The 20,587-nt window shown below is 59.6% G+C and carries 17 protein-coding genes; 8 read left to right on the top strand and 9 right to left on the bottom strand.

What is annotated here, in order from left to right; genetic code table 11:
* Together prpF and prpD are read left to right on the top strand one after the other, a co-directional pair.
* Positions 1-752: 2-methylaconitate cis-trans isomerase PrpF (gene prpF / locus GIW28_RS24235; RefSeq protein ID WP_236490421.1), on the top strand; the 752-nt coding region annotated here is incomplete at its 5' end.
* 200 nt (positions 753-952) lie between these two features.
* Positions 953-2,437, top strand: a complete 1,485-nt coding sequence (gene prpD, locus GIW28_RS24230) for a 2-methylcitrate dehydratase (RefSeq protein ID WP_017134746.1) — start codon at positions 953-955, stop codon at positions 2,435-2,437.
* Positions 2,438-2,581: 144 nt separating this feature from the next.
* Here prpD and GIW28_RS24225 read toward each other — a convergent pair whose 3' ends face one another.
* Positions 2,582-3,904 (bottom strand): ABC transporter ATP-binding protein, encoded by a 1,323-nt coding sequence (locus GIW28_RS24225; RefSeq protein ID WP_017134747.1) that lies wholly within the window; start codon positions 3,902-3,904, stop codon positions 2,582-2,584.
* Between the two features lie 14 nt (positions 3,905-3,918).
* Positions 3,919-5,664, bottom strand: a complete 1,746-nt coding sequence (locus tag GIW28_RS24220; RefSeq protein WP_236445765.1) for an ABC transporter permease — start codon at positions 5,662-5,664, stop codon at positions 3,919-3,921.
* Between the two features lie 390 nt (positions 5,665-6,054).
* On the opposite strand from GIW28_RS24220, the gene GIW28_RS24215 reads away from it, so the two are divergent.
* Positions 6,055-6,903, top strand: a complete 849-nt coding sequence (locus GIW28_RS24215; protein WP_017134749.1) for a hypothetical protein — start codon at positions 6,055-6,057, stop codon at positions 6,901-6,903.
* Positions 6,904-6,965: 62 nt separating this feature from the next.
* On the opposite strand, the gene GIW28_RS24210 is transcribed toward GIW28_RS24215, so the two are convergent.
* Genes GIW28_RS24210 through GIW28_RS24190 form a run of 5 tightly spaced genes read right to left on the bottom strand, consistent with a single transcriptional unit; the run spans position 6,966 to position 12,451 of the window.
* Complete coding sequence (locus GIW28_RS24210; protein ID WP_099548796.1) at positions 6,966-7,697, bottom strand: alanyl-tRNA editing protein; 732 nt, start codon at positions 7,695-7,697, stop codon at positions 6,966-6,968.
* A 2-nt stretch (positions 7,698-7,699) separates the two neighbouring features.
* A complete protein-coding gene (locus tag GIW28_RS24205) occupies positions 7,700-8,692 on the bottom strand; it encodes a serine O-acetyltransferase (RefSeq protein WP_017134751.1) in 993 nt (330 codons plus the stop codon).
* Between the two features lie 37 nt (positions 8,693-8,729).
* Positions 8,730-9,644 carry a PLP-dependent cysteine synthase family protein gene (locus GIW28_RS24200; RefSeq protein ID WP_017134752.1) on the bottom strand — a complete coding sequence of 305 codons (915 nt, stop codon included), beginning with the start codon at positions 9,642-9,644 and terminating at the stop codon, positions 8,730-8,732.
* Between the two features lie 15 nt (positions 9,645-9,659).
* Entirely contained in the window at positions 9,660-11,522 is a 1,863-nt protein-coding gene (gene moeB, locus GIW28_RS24195) for a molybdopterin-synthase adenylyltransferase MoeB (RefSeq protein ID WP_017134753.1), read from the bottom strand.
* Positions 11,523-11,557: 35 nt separating this feature from the next.
* The gene (locus GIW28_RS24190; protein WP_017134754.1) at positions 11,558-12,451 is read right to left on the bottom strand and encodes a DMT family transporter; all 894 of its coding nucleotides are present in this window, start codon (positions 12,449-12,451) and stop codon (positions 11,558-11,560) included.
* 160 nt (positions 12,452-12,611) lie between these two features.
* Here GIW28_RS24190 and GIW28_RS24185 point away from each other — a divergent pair, with 160 nt between their 5' ends.
* On the top strand, positions 12,612-14,036 hold the full coding sequence (locus GIW28_RS24185) for an aminotransferase-like domain-containing protein (protein WP_099548997.1): 1,425 nt from the start codon (positions 12,612-12,614) through the stop codon (positions 14,034-14,036).
* 111 nt (positions 14,037-14,147) lie between these two features.
* Here GIW28_RS24185 and GIW28_RS24180 read toward each other — a convergent pair whose 3' ends face one another.
* On the bottom strand, positions 14,148-14,288 hold the full coding sequence (locus GIW28_RS24180; protein ID WP_236445773.1) for a hypothetical protein: 141 nt from the start codon (positions 14,286-14,288) through the stop codon (positions 14,148-14,150).
* A 60-nt stretch (positions 14,289-14,348) separates the two neighbouring features.
* Positions 14,349-15,167 (bottom strand): posphoenolpyruvate synthetase regulatory kinase/phosphorylase PpsR, encoded by an 819-nt coding sequence (gene ppsR / locus GIW28_RS24175; protein ID WP_003193298.1) that lies wholly within the window; start codon positions 15,165-15,167, stop codon positions 14,349-14,351.
* A gap of 178 nt (positions 15,168-15,345) precedes the next feature.
* Here ppsR and ppsA point away from each other — a divergent pair, with 178 nt between their 5' ends.
* The 4 genes from ppsA (at position 15,346) to GIW28_RS24155 (ending at position 20,561) form a co-directional block, all read left to right on the top strand.
* Positions 15,346-17,721: a phosphoenolpyruvate synthase gene (ppsA, locus tag GIW28_RS24170; protein ID WP_017134756.1), complete on the top strand. Its 2,376-nt coding sequence runs from the start codon at positions 15,346-15,348 to the stop codon at positions 17,719-17,721.
* Positions 17,722-17,827: 106 nt separating this feature from the next.
* The gene (locus GIW28_RS24165) at positions 17,828-18,817 is read left to right on the top strand and encodes an alpha/beta fold hydrolase (protein ID WP_236459015.1); all 990 of its coding nucleotides are present in this window, start codon (positions 17,828-17,830) and stop codon (positions 18,815-18,817) included.
* A 234-nt stretch (positions 18,818-19,051) separates the two neighbouring features.
* Positions 19,052-19,540 (top strand): ribonuclease E activity regulator RraA, encoded by a 489-nt coding sequence (gene rraA, locus GIW28_RS24160; protein ID WP_169985266.1) that lies wholly within the window; start codon positions 19,052-19,054, stop codon positions 19,538-19,540.
* A gap of 25 nt (positions 19,541-19,565) precedes the next feature.
* Complete coding sequence (locus tag GIW28_RS24155; protein WP_186617538.1) at positions 19,566-20,561, top strand: zinc transporter ZntB; 996 nt, start codon at positions 19,566-19,568, stop codon at positions 20,559-20,561.
* The last annotated feature ends 26 nt before the right edge of the window (positions 20,562-20,587 follow it).

The raw sequence follows: 20,587 nt of genomic DNA, 5'->3' as shown, positions 1-20,587 counted from the left end.
CTCACGTGCCGATCACCGACGGCGCGGTGCAGGAAACCGGCGACTTTGAGCTCGACGGCGTGACCTTCCCGGCTGCCGAAGTGCAGCTGGAGTTCATGGACCCGGCAGCGGAAGAAGAGGGCGGCGGTGGCTCGATGTTTCCCACCGGCAACCTGATCGACGACCTGGAAGTACCGGGTGTCGGCACCTTCAAGGCGACGCTGATCAACGCCGGTATCCCGACGATTTTCATCAACGCCCAAGACCTCGGCTACACCGGCACCGAGCTGCAAGGCGCGATCAACAGCGACCCGAAGGCCCTGGCAATGTTCGAGACCGTGCGGGCCTATGGCGCGTTGCGCATGGGCCTGATCAAACACTTGGACGAAGCCGCCCAGCGCCAGCACACGCCGAAGGTCGCGTTTGTGGCCAAACCTTTGGATTACGTGGCCTCCAGTGGCAAGGCAATCAAGGCCGGTGATGTGGATTTGCTGGTGCGCGCACTGTCCATGGGCAAGTTGCACCACGCGATGATGGGCACGGCGGCGGTGGCGATTGGCACGGCGGCGGCGATTTCCGGCACCCTGGTCAACCTCGCGGCCGGTGGTGTCGAGCGCAACGCGGTGCGGTTCGGGCACCCGTCCGGCACCTTGCGCGTCGGTGCCGAAGCCACCCAGGTGAACGGCGAATGGGTGGTGAAAAAAGCCATCATGAGCCGCAGCGCACGGGTGTTGATGGAAGGCTTCGTGCGCGTGCCCGGCGACGCGTTCTAACCCTTGCGGGAGCTGGCTTATGTGGGAGCTGGCTTGCCTGCGATGGCATCACCTCTGTGTTTCAGATGAACCGAGGTGATGCCATCGCGGGCAAGCCCGGCTCCCACAGGTGATTCTCTATTTCAAGGCAGACACCCAAGATCTGCTTTCCAATAACCGTAAGCCCGAGGACTAACCCCAACCCACTTTGGAGTACTGCCATGAGCGCCAACGTCGACCAGAATAACCGCCCCGACTACGACCAGGTCCTGCAGGACATTGCCGACTACGTCCTCAATTACCGCATCGATTCCCGCGACGCGTTGGACACTGCACGCAATTGCCTGATGGACACCCTCGGTTGCGGCCTGCTGGCCCTGCGCTTCCCCGAGTGCACCAAGCACCTGGGGCCGCTCGTCGAAGGCACCGTCGTGCCGTTCGGCGCGCGTGTGCCGGGCACTTCATTGCGTCTGGACCCGGTCAAAGCCGCCTGGGACATCGGCTGCATCGTGCGCTGGCTCGACTACAACGACACTTGGCTCGCCGCCGAATGGGGCCACCCTTCGGATAACCTCGGCGGCATCCTCGCCGTGGCCGATCACCTGTCGCAAAAACGCGTGGCCAACGGCGATGCGCCACTGACCGTGCGTGCGGTGCTGGAAGCGATGATCATGGCCCACGAAATCCAGGGCGTGATTGCCCTGGAAAATTCCTTCAACCGCGTCGGCCTCGACCATGTGTTACTGGTGAAAGTCGCCTCCACGGCGGTCACCGCCAAGCTGATGGGCGCCAACCGTGAACAGCTGCTGTCGGCGTTGTCCCACGCGTTTGTCGATGGACAGGCGCTGCGCACCTATCGCCATGCGCCGAATGCCGGCTCGCGCAAATCCTGGGCGGCCGGGGATGCATCGAGCCGTGGCGTACGCCTGGCGGATATCGCGCTGCGCGGCGAGATGGGCATCCCCGGTGTGCTGAGCGCGCCGCAATGGGGTTTTTATGACGTGCTGTTCAGCCACACCAATAAAGACCTGGCGCTTAAGCCTGAGGACAAGCGTGCGTTCAGCCTGTCCCAGCCGTATGGCACCTATGTGATGGAAAACGTGCTGTTCAAGATCAGCTTCCCGGCCGAGTTTCACGCGCAAACAGCCTGTGAAGCGGCGGTGACCTTGCACCCGTTGGTCAAGGATCGTCTGCATGAAATCGAACGCATTGTGATCACCACCCACGAGTCGGCGATTCGCATCATTTCCAAAGTCGGGAAGCTGGCTAACGCCGCCGACCGCGACCACTGCCTGCAGTACATGACTGCGGTGCCGTTGGCGTTCGGTAATCTGGTGGCCGAGCAGTACGAGGATGAATTCCACGCGGCGCACCCGATCATCGATGAGCTGCGCGAAAAGATGGAAGTCGTTGAGGACTTGCGCTACAGCCGCGAATACCTGGAGGCCGACAAGCGCTCTATCGCCAATGCCGTGCAGGTGTTTTTCAAGGATGGCACCCACACTGAACAAGTCGCGGTGGAATACCCGATTGGGCATCGCCGCCGTCGGGTGGATGGCATTCCATTGCTGGAAGACAAGTTCAAAGCCAACCTGGCCACGCGGTTTACCGCGCAGCGCAGTGGCGAGATTTTTGCGTTGTGCAAGGATCAGGCGCGGCTTGAGGCTACGCCGGTGAATCGGTTTGTGGACCTGTTTGTGATCTGACAAACACCAAAAAGCTAACGGGGGAGCTAGCTTGTGTGGGAGCTGGCTTGCCTGCGATAGCATCACCTCGGTACTTCAGAAACACCGAGTCGCCTGCATCGCAGGCAAGCCAGCTCCCACAAAAGCCAGCTCCCACTTGGTCCATTACATACTGCCTTCCACATCATCCAGGCTGAATGTCTCGGTATGGTCGTCATAGGAAAAAATCTCCGCATACCGCCCCCACGCCACCACGCTTTCCAGGGTTTTCTCCACAAAGGCTTCGGTCATCGAGTCTTCCAGCTCCTGCTCAAAACGCACCCGTGGCGCACGGTGCCCGCTGCGCTCAAGCAACACTTGATGAATCCGCGCGGCCAGAGGCACGTGTTTGATCAAGTGCTCGGCGAACAGGGTTTTGCGCTCTTGCGTGCCGTAGTCGGCGAACAGCTTGCCGGCGTCGGTGAGGGTGATGTCCGCGCCCTTGAGTTCAGCGAAACCCAAATGCTCGAGCATCTCGGCCACCGGGAACAGGTCATCGACTTCCAGCAAGCGCCGTTCGGCCACGGTCGGCAAGCCGGCGTGGCCGTTGTAAGGCTCGGCGGCCAGGGTTTCGATCAGGCCGGCCATCAGGTTGGTGGATACCTCCGGCAGCAGGCTGCCCATTTTCAGCTCGGGTATGCCACGGCTGGCATCGGCGCTGCGTCGGTCGGTCATCAGTGCGTAGATGTCGTCGACCATTTGCCGGAACGTCGGGTCCAGGCGGTTGCGCGGGTGCGCGAACGGCACCTTGATCTCGGCGACCACGCGGCCGGGGTTGGATGACAGTACCAGAATACGGTCGCACATCAGCACCGCTTCTTCGATGTTGTGGGTCACGATCAGGATCGACTTGATCGGCAGCTGTTTGCCGCTCCACAGGTCGAGCAAGTCAGTGCGCAACGTCTCGGCGGTGAGCACGTCAAGGGCCGAGAAGGGCTCGTCCATCAGCAACAGCGTCGGGTTGACCACCAGGCCACGGGCAAACCCCACGCGCTGGCGCATGCCGCCGGACAGCTCGCGCGGGTAGGCGTTTTCAAAGCCGTCGAGGCCGATCAAGTCGATGGCGGCCAAGGCGCGCCGGCGGGTTTCCTTGCGCTCGACTTGCAAGGCTTGCAGGCCGGCTTCGACGTTTTCCAGCACGGTAAGCCAGGGGAACAGGGCAAAGGTCTGGAACACCATGGCCACACCTTCGGCCGGGCCGTTGAGCGGCGCGCCGTTGTAGCGAACTTCGCCGGATGATGGCTGGATCAGCCCGGCGATGATGCGCAGCAAGGTGGATTTACCCGAGCCGGAACGGCCAAGCATGCCGACGATCTCGCCTTCGTGCAGGCTCAGGTCGACGCCGCTGAGCACTTGCAGCTCGTCTTTACCTTTACCGAAGACTCGGTTGACGTTTTTCAGCGAGTAGATTTGCGGGGTATCGGCAGTGTTTTCGGTGTAGGTAGTCATCACGGCGAATCCCATCAATTCAGACGAAGTTTGTTTTCAGCGATGGCGTACATCGGCCGCCAGACTGCGCGGTTGAACGCCACCACGAAGATCGACATCACCACCACGCCCAGGGCAATTTTCGGGAAGTCGCCGGCCGCGGTGGTTTGCGCGATGTAGGCGCCCAGCCCATGGGCGACCACATTGTCCTGGCCCCAGGACACGTACTCGGACACGATGCTGGCGTTCCAGGCACCGCCCGAGGCGGTAATGGCGCCGGTGACGTAATAGGGGAAGATCCCCGGCAGCATCACCTTGCGCCACCACAGCCAGCCACGGATGCGGAAGTTGGCGGCGGCTTCCTTGAAGTCATTGGGGAAGGCACTGGCGCCGGCAATCACGTTGAACAGGATGTACCACTGGGTGCCCAGCACGATCAGCGGGCTCAGCCAGATATCCGGGTTGAGGTTGTAGTGCAGGATCACGATCACAAACACCGGGAACAGCAGGTTCGCCGGGAAAGCCGCGAGAAACTGTGCCAGCGGCTGGATTTTTTCCGCCAGTGCAGGGCGCAAGCCGATCATTACGCCTAAAGGCACCCAGATCAGCGAGGCGATCAGAATCAGCCCGGCCACGCGTAGCAAGGTGATCAGGCCCAGTACAAACACGTGGCCGACTTCGGCGAAGGTCACTTCGGTGCCGACGTATTGCACGATGTGGTACAGCGCATACGCGGCCAGCAACGCAATCAACGTGCCCCACACCCAGTCGATCACTTTTGACGCCGCCGGTGTTTCTGCCGGCAACGCCTTGAGCGCACCGCCCGCCAGGCTGAAGCGTTTGTTGCCGATCCGGCTGAAGGTGCGGGTAATAGGGCGCAGACTGCGTTGCACGATGCGCGTGCGCTGGATCAGGTTCAGCAGCCAGGATTGTGGCGCAGCGCCCTGGGACGCGGTGGTTTCCATGCGGAACTTGTCAGCCCAGGCCACCAACGGGCGGAACAGCAACTGGTCGTACAGCAGGATCACCACAATCATCGCCAAAATCACGTAACCGACGGCGTGCAGGTCTTTCTGGGCGATCGCCAAGGCCAGGTACGAACCTACGCCCGGCAGGGTGATGGTCTTGTCGCCGACGGTGATGGCTTCGGAGGCAACCACGAAGAACCAGCCGCCGGACATGCTCATCATCATGTTCCACACCAGCCCCGGCATGGCGAACGGCACATCGAGCTTCCAGAACTTCTGCCAGCCGGAAAGCCGCAGGTTGGCCGACACCTCTACCAAATCGTGGGGCAGCATGCGCAGCGACTGATAGAAGCTGAACGTCATGTTCCAGGCCTGGCTGGTGAAGATCGCAAAGATCGCCGCGAGTTCGGCGCCGAGCACGCGCCCAGGGAACAGCAGCAGGAAGAACGTCACCGTGAATGAGATGTAGCCGAGCACTGGCACCGATTGCAGGATATCGAGCACCGGCACCAGCAGCTTTTCAGCACGTCGGCTTTTGGCGGCCAGGGTGCCGTACAGCAGGGTAAAAACCAGCGCCGCGACCATGGCCGCGAGCATGCGCATCGTGGTGCGCATCGCGTATTCCGGCAGGTTGGCCGGGTCGAGGGAGATGACTTCACTTTGCAACGTGGCGATGGGCGCCCAGGTTTCCCGCGCGGTAAGGGAGAAAAACAGCAGAAAGCCGATCACCAGCGGCAGCGCGACCAGGTCCCAGCGGTTGGGCAGTAAGCGCAGGGTGGATGCCGGCAGGTAATCGCGGAACACTTTGTTCATAGGCATTCAGTCCTGCAGCGTTCAGATTCAGGGGCGTAATGGGAGTGAGCTTAGCTGCTGCACGAATGCCCCACCGGGAGGGACGGGCGCTGTTTTCGTGAGTCAGGGGCAACGATGCATTGCTGGCGGGATTGTACGTTTCTGAATGTTACAAGCACATAAATTTGCTGTCAGTTTCCTGTACGAACTGCGGCTTGGGCACCGGTTTTGCCTGCGTTGATCAACCTTCAGGAAAAGACTGATTGAGCTGCCGACATAATTAGCTACCCACACATCCTGTATCCCGGGAACCGCTTTCAGATAAATGCCAATCAATGGGTCAGATCACTTGCCGCAGCAAGTCTCTGCCAACCCACAACTCAGCACTGTCTGGATTTGAGAAAGCACCCTATGAATAGCGTAAATACCCGGCCACAAACGAACTCCCCAACGGGCTACGAGGCGTCGCAATATTCGCAGCCCCTTCGTCAGAAAAACATGGCCGATACCTCAACGGGTGTCGACACACAGGGCGATGCTGCAGCTCCTCGGCCGCCCGTGACGGCAGAGCAACGCGGTCAGTTTTCGAGCCACAACACCCTCGTTAACCAGCCGCAATTGCATAAGGTCGGCCCACAGGCTGAGACCCTGGAGTTGTTGGGTAAAAATAACCAGCTCCTGATCGACTTCAAGGCGTTTATCACCGAGTGCCAGGAGAAAATCGTCAATCTTAAAAACGATATTGTCGAACTGCGTGAGCAACTGAGTGCTCCATGCAAAGACACCGACGAGGCCCCCGTAGAACTGCCTCAAACACCTCAAGAGTCGGTTAAGCAGGTTGTTCAAGACGCTCGGACAACTGAAGTTGCCCAGGATCAAGAGCTTGAGGAGGCGCTCAAGCTAAATACGCAGTTGCGCGATGATATCGGCGAGCTCATGCAGCAGATGAAAGAGGCCTTTGAAGCGTTGGGCAAGGAGCTTAAAAGTATGACTGAGCACGTCAAGACGATGACCAAACCTGAAACCCAGGCGCCAACGGCGCCAGCGGATAAGTCCATTATGACCACCAGCGATGAGCCGGCAGATCCGACCAACGAGTCACCCACGCAGGCACTGCCCACCGCTGATCAATTCAGGGTGGACAACGCTAGTATCGAAGCGGGTATTGCTGAGATGAAGTCCTACTACAGCACACAAATTTCATTGCTTGAGGAACAGGTTCAAGTGTTGAAAAAGCACCTTGATGAGGCGAAGCAGTAAGGCTTGGCTTCACTTCGGCAAGCGTGGGTCTCCAGCGCCCACGCTTGGCCGACTCGCGTACTTTAGCCCTCAAACCGCAGGATCACCCGGCGGTTATGCTTGCTCTTCTTCTCGATTTTTTCGCAGAACACCCGGCCGATTTCTTCGGTATTGATCACGTGGGTGCCACCGCACGGCTGGATATCGATCCCGGCGATTTCTATTACCCGCACCGAGCCCTGGATGACCGGTGGCGCCACCGCCTGGGTGCGGGTGATCTGCAGCAGGGTCGAGTATTCCGAGGCGGGCATCGACAGGGTCTTCACGGCATGGGCTTGTTCGATCAAGGCATTAAGGTCGCGGGTGATGCTGTCCTTGTCGAGGGTCATTTCCGGTAAATCGAAATCCAGGCGGCCTTTGTCTGCGCTGATGCTGCAGCCGGTGACGGGCGCATCAATGATCGAGCACAGCAGGTGCAGGCAGGTGTGCATCTTCATGTGCTGGTAGCGCCGTTCCCAATCCAGGCCGGCATCCACCTGCACGCCCGCCGCCAATTGCTCGGGGCAGTGTTCAACCTGGTGCCAGATGATCGAGCGCAACACCGGGTCGCGCACGGTGCCGGTCACGTTGACCCGCGTGCCGTCGGCCAGGGTCAGGTGCCCGGTGTCGCCCGGTTGCCCACCGCCGGTGGGGTAGAACAGCGTGTGTTCCAGGGCAATGCCTTGTTCACTGACGGCAATCACCCGGGCGCTGAAGGCGTTCTGGTAGGGCGCGCTGTCAAACAGCGCCAGGGTTTCCATGGTATGCACGGACATGTTCAACCTCCGACGATCAGTGGGCTGGCTTGCAGCAGGTGACGCACCATTGCGCTTAAGCCAGGCGGGGAGAGCAGGGTGATCTCAAATTCGGGGCCACAGACTTTCAGGTTCAGCGGCAAGCGTGGCAGATGGTCGCCGGTATCCAGGCGACGCAGACGAAACTGCAAATGATGGCGCTCCTTCACCGTGGGCTCCAGCAGCAGCCCCTGCAAAGGGTGAAAGTCGGCATCCAGCACCGTGACCTTGTGGCTGGCGCTGACTTCGCCAACCACGTGCAAACGCTCATCCAGCGCGAAAGCCCCCAGGTAATTGCTGTGATCCGATTCGGCATTCTTTTGTAATTGGATCTGGTTGACCACCTTGACCTTGGTGCCCGCCGGCACATCCTGGGTGATCACACACGAAGGGCTGATAAACACGTTGTCGCCAATCAGCACATAGCCCAGCACACGGGCGCCGGAGCCGACCTCGACGTTATTGCCCAGGCGCGGGTGGCGTTTGCCGTCCGGGTTGTTGGCAATGCCTCGGGCGCCGAGGGTCACGCCGCAGAGGATGTAGCAATCATTACCGATCTCGCAGGTTTCGCCGATCACGGTGCCGAAGCCGTGATCCAGCACAAAGCGCCGGCCAATGCGGGCTGCGGGGTGGATTTCGGCGCCGGAGAGGATTTTGCCCTGGTTGCTGAGCTTGAGAGCCATGCGTGAAAACACACCGTTGGCCGGGTCGGGAAAATTCCACACCAAGTGTGCCAACCGGTAGAACAGCACCGCCTTGAACGACGCGTAGGATTCCAGGATCAGTTCGCCACGCCCTCGGGACGCCGGGTCGCGATAGGCATAGGCAATCAAGTCCTCTGCCACGGCCTGGGCGGCGTTCTGGATCAATGGCGCCAAATGCGGCTCCAACTGCTTCATCTGCGCAGGCGTCAGGGTCTGGATGAGGTGAGTGAGCAACTCATCGTGCAGCTGTTGCATGTCGATAAAGCCCCCCATGGAGGCACCCCCACAGTCTGGATGGTTGAAAAACCGATTATTCGAAATTGGGCAGGTAGCTATCGGCATTGTCGTAGACCATGGTCAACACCACCGTTTCAGGCGGGAGTTCGGGAGCGAGTTGGGCAATGGCAACCATGTTGGCGGCCGAAGACAAACCCAAGCTGATGGCGTCGGTGCGCATGATGCGTTTCATCATGTCGAGGCACGCCAGGCGTGAGACCTTGAGCATGCCGTCCAGTACACCCACGTTAAGAATGCTCGGGATCAAGCCGATCGACAGGCCCTGAATATGGTGCGGCGCGTGCTGGTCCTTGAGCAGGTCGCACTCCTCCGGTTCCACACCCATGATGCGCATCGCGGGCCAGGCTGCCTTGAGGGTTTCGCCGATGCCGGTGATATGGCCACCGGTGCCGATGCCGCTGACGAAGTAGTCCACCCGCTGCTCGCCGAACGCGCGGAGGATTTCCGGTGCGGTGGTGTCGCGGTGAGTCTGCGGGTTGGCGCCATTACGCTGCTGGTTGAGCATCACGAAGTTGGGGTTTTCCAACTGCAGTTCCATGCACTTTTCGCCGTGGGAATTGTTCCCCAGACGGCTGTCCGACAGCACCACCTTGGCGCCGTATAAACGCAGCAGTTTCTGTTTTTCGGGGCTGTAGTTGTCAGGGATCACCAGCACCACTTTGTAGCCCAGCACATTGCCGGCCATCACCAGGCCAATACCGGTATTGCCGCCGCTGGGCTCGATGATGGTTTGCCCGCAGTTGCGAATCAGCACGCCTCGGCGTTCTGCGTCGAGGATCATGCCCAGGGCAATACGCGCCTTGTGGCTGCCGCCAGGGTTGAGGGATTCGAGCTTTGCGTAGACCTCGATGCCGAGGTCTTCGGAAAACTGCGCCAGGCGCACGATCGGCGTATGGCCGATCACGTCGAGAATGGAGTTATGCAACATCGCTCAGCCCCCGGATCAGTACATAGGCATGTCGGGTTCGACGTCGCGAACCCAATGTTTCATGCCGCCCTGCAGGACTTTGGTATTGGCGAAGCCGGCGGCCAGCAGGGTGCCGGCCGCTTGCTCGGCGCGGGTTCCGGCGTAGCAGATCAGGTAATGGGTATTGTCGCGGCTGAGGCTGTCCAACTGCCCATCCAGTTCGGCCAGGGGGATATGCACCACGCCCGGCAATTTGCACACCTCCAGCTCGCTGGCGTCGCGCACATCCAGCAGCACGTCGGCGCTGCGTGGGTGTTCGAGCAGTTGCTTGAGCACGCGTGGTTTGATGTAGCGCTCCTCGGCCAACGCGGGCTGGCTCGGGAGGGCGTCCGCGCAAACGGCTGGCGCGACGCTTTCGCTGTGGCGCAGGTCTGAGCAGCATGGGCAGTCGGCACGGCGTTTGAAGCGGATCTCGCTGAACTTCATGGCCAGCGCGTCGAAGCGCATCAGGCGGCCCGACAGCGGTTCGCCGATGCCGATGAGTAATTTAATCGCTTCGGTGGCCTGGATCATCCCGACCACACCCGGCAGCACACCGATCACGCCCCCGGCGCTGCAATTGGGTGCCAACTCGGCCGGCGGTGCTGAAGGAAACAGGCAGCGGTAGCACGGCCCGCCTTTGTAGTTGAGCACGCTGATCTGCCCATCGAAGCGGTAGATGGCGCCGTACACCAGTGGCTTGCCCAATTGCACGCAGGCATCGTTGACCAGGTAGCGGGTGTCGAAATTGTCAGTGCCGTCGATCACCAGGTCATAGGCGCCGACCAGCTCCAACGCATTGTCGGCGTTGAGTGCAGTGTCGTGGGCGTTGATCTGGATATGGCTGTTGAGGTCTTGCAGCCGCCGCTTGGCCGACTCGACCTTGGGCATGCCCAGGGTGCTGTTGCCGTGCACGATCTGGCGTTGCAGGTTGCTGCTCTCGACCACGTCGAAATCCACCAGGCCCAGGGTGCCGATGCCGGCTGCCGCGAGGTACAGGCTGATGGGCGAACCCAGGCCGCCGGTACCGATGATCAGTACCTTGGCTTTTTTCAGGTTCAACTGGCCTTCTCGGCCGACGCCGGGCAAGGTGATGTGGCGTACGTAGCGCTGCACTTCTTCGTTGCTCAGTTGGTCGACGTCCATGCCACCGGAGGTGGCCAGCAGCACTTCGATTTTGGCTTTTTCCGGCAACTGCTCATCGGCGCCGATCAGTTCTTCCTCGGCGGTGAACAGGAAGTGTTCCTTGAGCTGGTTGTTCTTTTCATGAAACAGGTGCGTGCGCAGCTGTGGGTGGCTGCTGCAGAGGCTTTCAATGACTTCGCGCAATGTCGATCCAGTGCCCTCAAGGGTCGATTCCGGCAGCTTGGCCACGCGAACCAGAATATCGGGGAAAGAGACAGCGTTCATGGACAACTCCGTGTGCAGGTCGTTGAAGGGTTTAAGGGCGAATTGCTTGCCATCCCAGGCAAACAGCTTTGAGCCCAGGGCCTGGCCCTGGCGCACGTCCACCACCAGGTAGCTGACGGGGTGGATCGGCTCACCCAGGAACAGTGCCTTGTCCTGGTCTTCATCACTGAAATAGGCGCCGACGTCCGGGTGGGAGTGGTAGATCACCACCACCGGGTTGTCGCTGCGAAACGCCTTGTTCATCAGCAGGGTGTCGGCCACCGAAAAGGTATAGCCATTGGCCGCGCTGCGCGGGTACATCTCGGGGTTCTTGTGGTGCAGCTCATTCTGGATATTGTTGCCCAGGTACACACTGCCATCGGCGAAGACAAAACCGCAGCATTCTTCCGGGTAGCTGCGGCTGGCATGGGCATAGATCTGTTCCAGAGCGGTGGGGCGGAGGACTTCCATGTTTCTCTCGCGTTGTTGTAGTTGTGGTTTAAGGGTCAATTTTTCTTGGCCAGGAGTTTTTCAACTGGCAACTTGGTGATCGCAAAGCCGGCCAGCAGGATGGCCGAGTACAGCATCAGGTCACGGGAAATTTCCACGCCCTCGTACCAGGCGCCGATGATCACCGCGAACACCGGGAAGATGATGAACACGAATGACAAAATGATCGGGCTCAAACGTTTGAGCAACATGAAGTACACGATAAACCCGCCCACCGACGCGACCAATCCCAAGTAGAACAAGGCACTCCATGAACGCAGGGTGATGTTTTCGAACGTCGGTGTTTCAAACCACAGGCCGGCCACGAACAGCATCAACCCGGCGATGCCGATGGGCAATGTGTTGTAGGTAATCACGCTGATGGCGCTGCCTTTTTGCTTGGTGATGACGTAGCACAAGGCATGCATGATCGCGGCGGTCAGAATTGCCAGCACGCCGAAGAATTCGGCGTGGTCCAGGTGCAGGCCCTGGCTCTTGATGATCATGTAGAGGCTGCCGAAACCGATGCCGATGCCGACCACCTGGGAAAAGTAGATGCGCTCGCGCAAAAACAGCGCGGAAAAAATCAGGATGAACACCGGCATGCAGCTGAACAGCAGCGCGGTGAGGCCGGACGACACATGCATCTCGCCGTAGTTGAGCAAGTAATAGGGAACGCTGAAGTACGACAGGGTCACAAATACGAAGAACCAGCGGCTTTCGCGCGGGAACAGGATCGGCTCGCGGCGCACCAGGGCAAAACACAGGAACAGCGGGAATGCGATCAGAAAGCGCAGCCCGGCGGACGTCAGCGGCGGCACGCTTTCGACGGCGATTTTGATGCCCAGCCAGGTGGTGCCCCAACTCAGGCACACGATGAGAAACATCACGCTGGTGACCAGACCGGCCAACCACTGTTTCTGATTTTTTGTTTTTGTAGTGTTTTCAAGAACGGCGGACATTGGCATCGTTTATTGCTTCCCTGAGCCGGAATTGAACTCTATATTGACTGTGTATTAAGTTGTTTCATCCGGTGATTGAACCCGTAAAAGCACACTATTAGGGCGAATGATGGCTGTCAAAACAAATATTGACATGGTGTCAATTATGCGTGAGGGGTTGTCCAGCGGTCAGGGCGTCAAGTACAAACGCCTGTCCGATGTGATGGAGCGGGGCATCCTTGAAGGCTTGATTGAGCCGGGGCGCAAACTGCCGCCCCATCGGGTTCTTTCCGATAACCTTGGCGTGACCATCGGCACCATCAGCCGAGCCTACGGCGAGCTGGAACGCCTGGGGTTAGTGGTGGCGCGTGTCGGTGACGGCACCTTCGTGCGCAAGCGTGGGATGGAGCGCCAGCGTGATGAAGGCTTTCGTAACGTCAGCGAAGAGCCGCGCCAGTACTTCGACATGAGCCGCAATATGCACATTCCCGGGCAAGAGACGGTGTTTCTGGCCCAGAGCTTCCAAACCTTGTCGACCAACGCCAAATTCCTCCAGGACATCAGCGCCTATACGCCGGATGCCGGTTTGCCGCGCTACCGCGAGGCCGGTGCGCAATGGCTGGTGCAGCGCGATTTTCATCCGATTCCCGAGCAGGTCATCTGCGTCAACGGCGGCCAGCATGGCCTGCTCTGCGCCATGATGGCGTTGCTGCGGGCGGGGGATACGGTGGTCACTGAGCAACTGACTTACCCAGGGCTTATCACCGCCGCACGTATGCTCGGTGTACGGCTGATCGGCCTGGAGATGGATGACGAAGGCGTGCTGCCGGGTGCGCTGGATGAAGTCTGTCGTAATCACCGGGTTTCGGCGCTGTACTGCACCCCGACGATCCAGAACCCGACCACGGCCGTGCTGTCGGTCGCACGCCGGGAAGCGCTGGCCAAGGTGTGCCGCGAGCATAATCTGTTGATTCTGGAAGACGAAGCCCACGGCGTGTTGGTGGAAGATCGCCCGCCACCGCTGAGCTTTTTCGCGCCCGAGCGTACGATTTTGATCAGCAGCCTGAGCAAGGCGGTGTCTGCCGGGCTGCGGGTGGGGTATGTGCATGCGCCACCGGCATTGGTCAGCCGGATTTCGGCGGCCTTGCGCTCGACCTGCTGGATGGCTACGCCGGTGACGCTGGAGCTGGCGACGCAATGGATCGAAAACGGCACGGCGGAATACCTGCTGCGCCAGCAAATCAACGAGATCAGCCGGCGCAAGGCTCTGGTGCGTGATCTGCTGGTGGGGCTGGAATACCGCACTCACCTCAACAGCCCGCACTTCTGGATTGAAGTGCCGGAGCCCTGGCGTGCGTCGGAAATCGAGGCGGAGCTCAAGCAGAATAATTACCTGATCGCCACCGCTGAGGCATTTGCCGTAGGGCAGACGGCGGTGCCGCAGTTTATTCGGGCGAGTATTTGTAATACGTCAGGCGATGATCAGTTGCTGCGTGAGGGCTTTGATGCGCTGGCCACCGCGCTGGGGCAGGGCGGTGACAGGTTTCAGCTGTAGGCAGGTTTACCGCGTTATCGTTCATCGCAGGCAAGCCAGCTCCCACATTTGGAATGCACTCCCCTGTGGGAGCTGGCTTGCTGGGGCCAGTTCAGGCATCCACTCCTTGAATCAGCGCTCCACATCTTTCTCCACCAGAATCTCCCCCATTTGGAATGCATTCCCCTGTGGGAGCTGGCTTGCTGGGGCCAGTTCAGGCATCCACTCCTTGAATCTGCGCTCCACACCTTTCTCCACCAGAATCTCCCCCATTTGGAATGCATTCCCTTGTGGGAGCTGGCTTGCCTGCGATGGCGCCCGTGCAGGCACCCACTATTTGAAGCGGCGCTCCACACCTTTTTCCACCAGAATCTTCGCCGAAATCTCTTCCACCGAAAAATGCGTGGAATTGATGTGCGCAATATTCTCGCGACGGAATAGATTTTCCACTTCGCGCACCTCGAACTCGCACTGGGCATAGCTGGAGTAGCGGCTGTTGGGCTTGCGCTCGTTGCGGATGGCGGTAAGACGGTCCGGGTCGATGGTGAGGCCGAACAGCTTGTGCGAATGCGCACGCAGGGCGGCAGGCAGCGTCAGGTGCTCCATGTCGTCTTCGGTGAGCGGGTAGTTGGCTGCGCGGATACCGAATTGCATGGCCATGTACAGGCAGGTCGGGGTCTTGCCGCAGCGAGACACGCCCACCAGGATCAAGTCAGCCTTGTCATAGTAGTGGGTGCGGGCGCCGTCATCGTTGTCGAGGGCGAAGTTCACCGCCTCGATACGCTCCATATAGTTGGAGTTGTGGCCAATGGAATGGGACTTGCCCACGGAGTAGGAGGAATGTTCACTCAGCTCCTGTTCCAATGGCGCCAGGAACGTAGAGAAGATGTCGATCATGAAACCATTGGAGGTTGCCAGGATCTCACGAATGTCTTGATTGACGATGGTGTCGAAAATGATCGGGCGAAAACCGTCTTTTTCAGCCGCCAGATTGATTTGTTGTACCATGGCCCGCGCTTTATCCACGCTGTCTATATAAGGCCGCGTGAATTTGGCGAAGGTAATGTTTTCGAACTGCGCGAGCAGGCTCTGACCCAATGTTTCGGCTGTGATGCCGGTGCCGTCGGAGATAAAGAAAGCAGATCGTTTCATTTGAGCCCTGGGCCTTAAGCTGATGGCGAATCTTGGATATGATAGGCGCGATTTTGCCGTCCCGCAGTGGGCCGCATTCTCACTTATTTTCCAGGTCCAGGCCACAAGCGCTGGCGTTTGCTCCTACTGAGCCGCCGGCGTCCTGAGCTTTTCCAACACAGAAAGTGGAGAGATCACCTTGGTAGAGTACGTAGTTTCCCTCGATAAGCTCGGCGTCCATGATGTAGAGCATGTGGGGGGCAAGAACGCATCCCTCGGCGAGATGATCAGTAATCTTGCAGGCGCTGGTGTGTCGGTGCCCGGTGGTTTCGCCACCACGGCCCAGGCTTACCGCGATTTCCTCGAGCTGAGCGGCCTCAACGCCCAGATCCACGCCGCGCTGGACGCCCTGGACGTCGATGACGTCAATGCCCTGGCGAAAACCGGCAGCCAGATCCGCCAATGGATCATGGACGCCGAGTTCCCCGAGAAGCTCAACGAAGAAATCCGTACCGCCTTCGCAGTACTGTCGGCCGGCAACCCGGACATGGCAGTTGCCGTGCGCTCCTCGGCCACCGCCGAAGACTTGCCGGACGCCTCTTTTGCTGGCCAGCAGGAAACTTTCCTGAACATCCGCGGCGTTGAAAACGTGATCCGCGCCGCCAAGGAAGTGTTTGCCTCGCTGTTCAATGACCGCGCTATTTCCTACCGCGTACACCAGGGTTTCGACCACAAGCTGGTGGCCTTGTCTGCCGGTGTGCAGCGCATGGTGCGTTCGGAAACCGGCACCGCCGGCGTGATGTTCACCCTGGACACCGAATCCGGTTTCCGTGATGTGGTGTTTATCACCGGCGCCTACGGCCTGGGCGAAACCGTCGTACAAGGCGCGGTTAACCCGGACGAGTTCTACGTCCACAAACACACCCTTGAGGCCGGCCGCCCGGCCATCTTGCGCCGCAACCTGGGCAGCAAGGCCATCAAGATGATCTACGGCGACGAGGCCAAGGCCGGTCGCTCGGTGAAAACCGTTGAAGTCGACAAGGCCGAACGCGCGCGTTTCTGCCTGACCGACGCTGAAGTCAGCGAACTGGCCAAACAAGCGATGATCATCGAAAAGCACTACAAGTGCCCGATGGACATCGAGTGGGCCAAGGACGGTGACGACGGCAAGCTGTACATCGTGCAAGCGCGTCCGGAAACCGTGAAAAGCCGCACTTCGGCCAACGTGATGGAACGCTACCTGTTGAAAGAAACCGGCACTGTGCTGGTGGAAGGTCGTGCCATCGGCCAGCGCATCGGCGCCGGCAAAGTGCGGATCATCAAGGACGTGTCTGAAATGGACAAAGTCCAGCCCGGTGACGTGCTGGTCTCCGACATGACCGACCCGGACTGGGAACCCGTGATGAAGCGCGCCAGCGCCATCGTCACCAACCGTGGCGGGCGTACCTGCCACGCGGCGATCATTGCCCGTGAGTTGGGGATTCCCGCAGTCGTCGGTTGCGGCAACGCCACCCAACTGTTGAAAGACGGCCAGGGTGTGACCGTGTCCTGTGCCGAAGGCGACACTGGCTTCATCTTTGAAGGTGAACTGGGCTTCGATATCAAGCAAAACTCCATCGATGCGATGCCGGACCTGCCGTTCAAGATCATGATGAACGTCGGCAACCCCGACCGTGCGTTCGATTTCGCGCAGTTGCCGAACGCCGGTGTGGGCTTGGCCCGCCTCGAGTTCATCATCAACCGCATGATCGGCGTACACCCTAAGGCGCTGTTGAATTACGACGGCCTGCCGCTGGAAATCAAGGAAAGCGTCGACAAGCGCATCGCCGGCTACAACGATCCAGTGGGTTTCTACGTCGAGAAGCTGGTGGAAGGCATCAGCACCCTGGCGGCGGCGTTCTACCCGAAAAAGGTCATCGTGCGCCTGTCGGACTTCAAGTCCAACGAGTACGCCAACCTGATCGGCGGCAAGCTCTACGAGCCCGAAGAAGAAAACCCGATGCTGGGCTTTCGTGGCGCTTCGCGTTACATCAGCGAAGCCTTCCGTGACTGCTTCGAACTCGAATGCCGTGCCCTCAAGCGCGTGCGCAACGAGATGGGCCTGACCAACGTCGAGATCATGGTGCCGTTTGTACGGACCCTGGGCGAAGCGAGCCAAGTCGTCGACCTGCTGGCTGAAAACGGCTTGTCCCGCGGCGAGAATGGCCTGCGCGTGATCATGATGTGCGAACTGCCGTCCAACGCCATCCTGGCCGAGGAGTTCCTGGAGTTCTTCGACGGCTTCTCCATCGGGTCCAACGACCTGACCCAGTTGACCCTGGGCCTGGACCGTGACTCGGGGATCATCGCGCACCTGTTTGATGAGCGTAACCCTGCGGTCAAGAAGCTGCTGGCCAACGCCATTCAGGCCTGCAACAAGGCCGGCAAGTACATCGGTATCTGCGGCCAAGGCCCTTCCGACCACCCGGATCTGGCCAAATGGCTGATGGAACAGGGTATCGAGAGCGTCTCGCTGAACCCCGACTCCGTGCTGGAAACCTGGTTCTTCCTGGCGGAAGGCCAAGCGTCCGCTTAAGGGCGTGACGTCAAAAGTGCCGGTCACCCAGCCTGGGTGACCGGCATTCTTATCTGTACAGGGCGGAATTCCATCCGGACGCCGCCCTTTTTTGTGCAAGAGCATTATGCAAAGCAGCAGCAACCTATTTCCCGTCGCCTTGATCAGCGCTGAACGTCGTGGCGACCTGAGTGAAGATGTGTACCGCCTCAAACCCGGCAACAGCCCCGACGGCACCGTTGAGCTGGCTGTGACCCGTTTGGGCCTGGCAGATGTCCCGGAAAACCGGGGCACGCCGGTAATTTTATTGCACGGCAGTTTTTCCAATCGGCGCTTCTGGTATTCGCCCAAAGGTATCGGCCTGGGCGCTTACCTGGCGCGTCAGGGGTTTGATGTGTGGATCCCGGAAATGCGCGGCCATGGCCTGTCCAAGCGCAATCAGGATTACGCCAGAAACCGCGTCGCCGATTATGCGCGTTACGATTTGCCGGCGATCGGCGCGTTTGTCCGTGAGCAAAGCGCACAAATCCCGCACTGGATCGGCCACTCCCTGGGCGGCACTGCCTTGGCAGCGGCTTTGGGCGGTCAGCACCTTGGCGCGCCAGCCGTGGCGTCGGTAGCCCTGTTTGGCTGCCAGGTCAGCCGCACCCACTGGCCGTTGAAGATTCCGCCGCTGGAGTGGACCGGCCGTTTGCTCTTGAAACGCTTTGGTGAAGTATCCGGTGTACGGCTCAAACGCGGCCCCGAGGACGAGCCGGCGGGCGTGATGATCGAAGCCATGCGCTGGAACGGCCTGTTCGGTCGTTTTGGCGATGGCAAGCAGGACTGGTGGAAAGGCCTGGCCGATGTCGACGTGCCGCTGCTGGCGCTCAGCGCTGCTGGCGATCAACAGGACCCGGACTGGGCTTGTCGCAAGTTGTTCGAACAAGTTGGCTCTGAACACCGCCAATACCTGTGCCTGGGGCGCAAGCAAGGCTTCAGCGGGGATTTCGGGCACGTCGAGATGCTGGTCAGCAAGGCCGCGCAGGCCGAAGTGTGGCCGTTGATGGCGCAATGGTTGAAAGATCCACTGACACCTTTATTCGCAGCAGAGCCCCAGGTAGCTGCAACGGTTTAGCATAACCGCTCTGCCAAGGGCGTTTCACTCCAGAGAGGTTGCGGCTAAGATATGACGCGTCAAACGCTTCTGGTCATATTCAGTCGCGCAGTCGCTATTGCGTTGCGATGGCGTGGGTCTGATCATGGCCGCCGCTGATGGGTGAGCGCTTAAACTTCAACCGTTGTGACGCGTTTTTCTGATGTACACCGTGGGATGTTCGACCTCTTCCTTGATGACAGGAGTTTCCCGATGATTCATTACGTGACGCCCGATCTGTGCGACGCCTACCCGGAGCTGGTGCAGGTAGTTGAGCCGATGTTCAGTAATTTCGGTGGCCGAGACTCCTTTGGCGGTGAAATCGTCACCATCAAGTGCTTCGAAGACAATTCGCTGGTCAAGGAACAGGCCGACCAACCAGGCGCCGGCAAAGTGCTGGTGGTCGACGGCGGCGGTTCCCTGCGTCGCGCGCTGCTGGGCGACATGATCGCCGAGAAAGCTGCAAAAAATGGTTGGGAAGGGTTGGTGATCTACGGTTGCGTGCGTGATGTCGACGTCCTCGCCCAGACAGACCTGGGTGTGCAGGCGCTGGCGCCTCACCCCATGAAGACCGACAAGCGCGGCATTGGCGACCTGAACGTGGTGGTGACGTTTGCCGGCGTGACATTCCGCCCTGGTGAGTACGTCTACGCCGACAATAATGGCGTGATCGTTTCGCCAAGCCCGCTGAAAATGCCTGAATAAACCGCAGTAGCCGAAAGGGGTGAGGATGTTCGAGGAAGAAAACGCGCAATGGGGGCTGGTGCATGCCCTGGTGCTGGACGGTAAAGGCGGTGCGCGTTCGATTGCCCGGACTGAGCTCGATGATTTGCAGCTGCAGCCCCAGGAAAGCCTGTGGCTGCATTGGGATCGCAGCCATCCACAGACCCAGACCTGGTTGCGTAAATCCAGCGGTTTGAGCGAATTTGCCTGCGACTTGTTGCTGGAGGAAAACACCCGACCGCGCCTGTTGCCGCTGCCGGACAGCGAATTGCTGTTGTTTCTGCGCGGAGTCAACCTCAACCCTGGCGCCGAGCCGGAAGACATGGTCTCGGTGCGTATTTTCGCGGCAGCCAGTCGCGTGATTTCCCTGCGCTTGCGCCCATTGCGGGCTACCGATGAGCTACTGGTGCAACTGGCTGAGGGCAAAGGGCCAAAAACCGCTTCTGAACTCATCCTTTATATGGCGCAGTACCTGACCCATAAAGTGCAGGATCTGGTCACCGACCTGTCCGAAGTCGTCGATTTAGAGGAAGAAAAACTCGATGCCGACGAACGGTATACCCCGGAGCACGGCAACGTCTTGCAGATCCGTCGACGGGCTGCCGGATTGAAGCGTTTCCTGGCGCCGCAGCGGGATATTTTTGCGCAGCTGACGCGGATCAAATTGCCGTGGTTTTGTGATGACGATGCTGACTACTGGAACGAATTGAACAACAGCCTGACCCGCTACCTGGAAGAGCTCGAACTGACCCGGGAGCGCGTGGGGCTGGTACTTGAGGCCGAAGACCGGCGCTTGAGCGTACGCATGAATCGCACCATGTACCGCTTCGGGATCATCACCGGGATCTTCCTGCCGATGAGTTTTCTGACCGGTTTGCTGGGTATAAATGTGGGCGGGATTCCGTTCTCTGCCAGCCCCTATGGATTCGTGATTGCCTGCTTGTTGATGGTCTCGGTAGCACTCGGTCAATGGTGGCTATTTCGACGATTGCGCTGGGTTTGACCTGAATATGACCTGAACACAGGCAG

The sequence above is a fragment of the Pseudomonas sp. PA-5-4B genome (assembly GCF_021606215.1).
GTDB classification, from domain to species: Bacteria; Pseudomonadota; Gammaproteobacteria; order Pseudomonadales; family Pseudomonadaceae; genus Aquipseudomonas; species Aquipseudomonas edaphica.
Note: the sequence above shows the minus strand (reverse complement) of the source record. Positions and strands in the feature narration are given on the sequence as shown.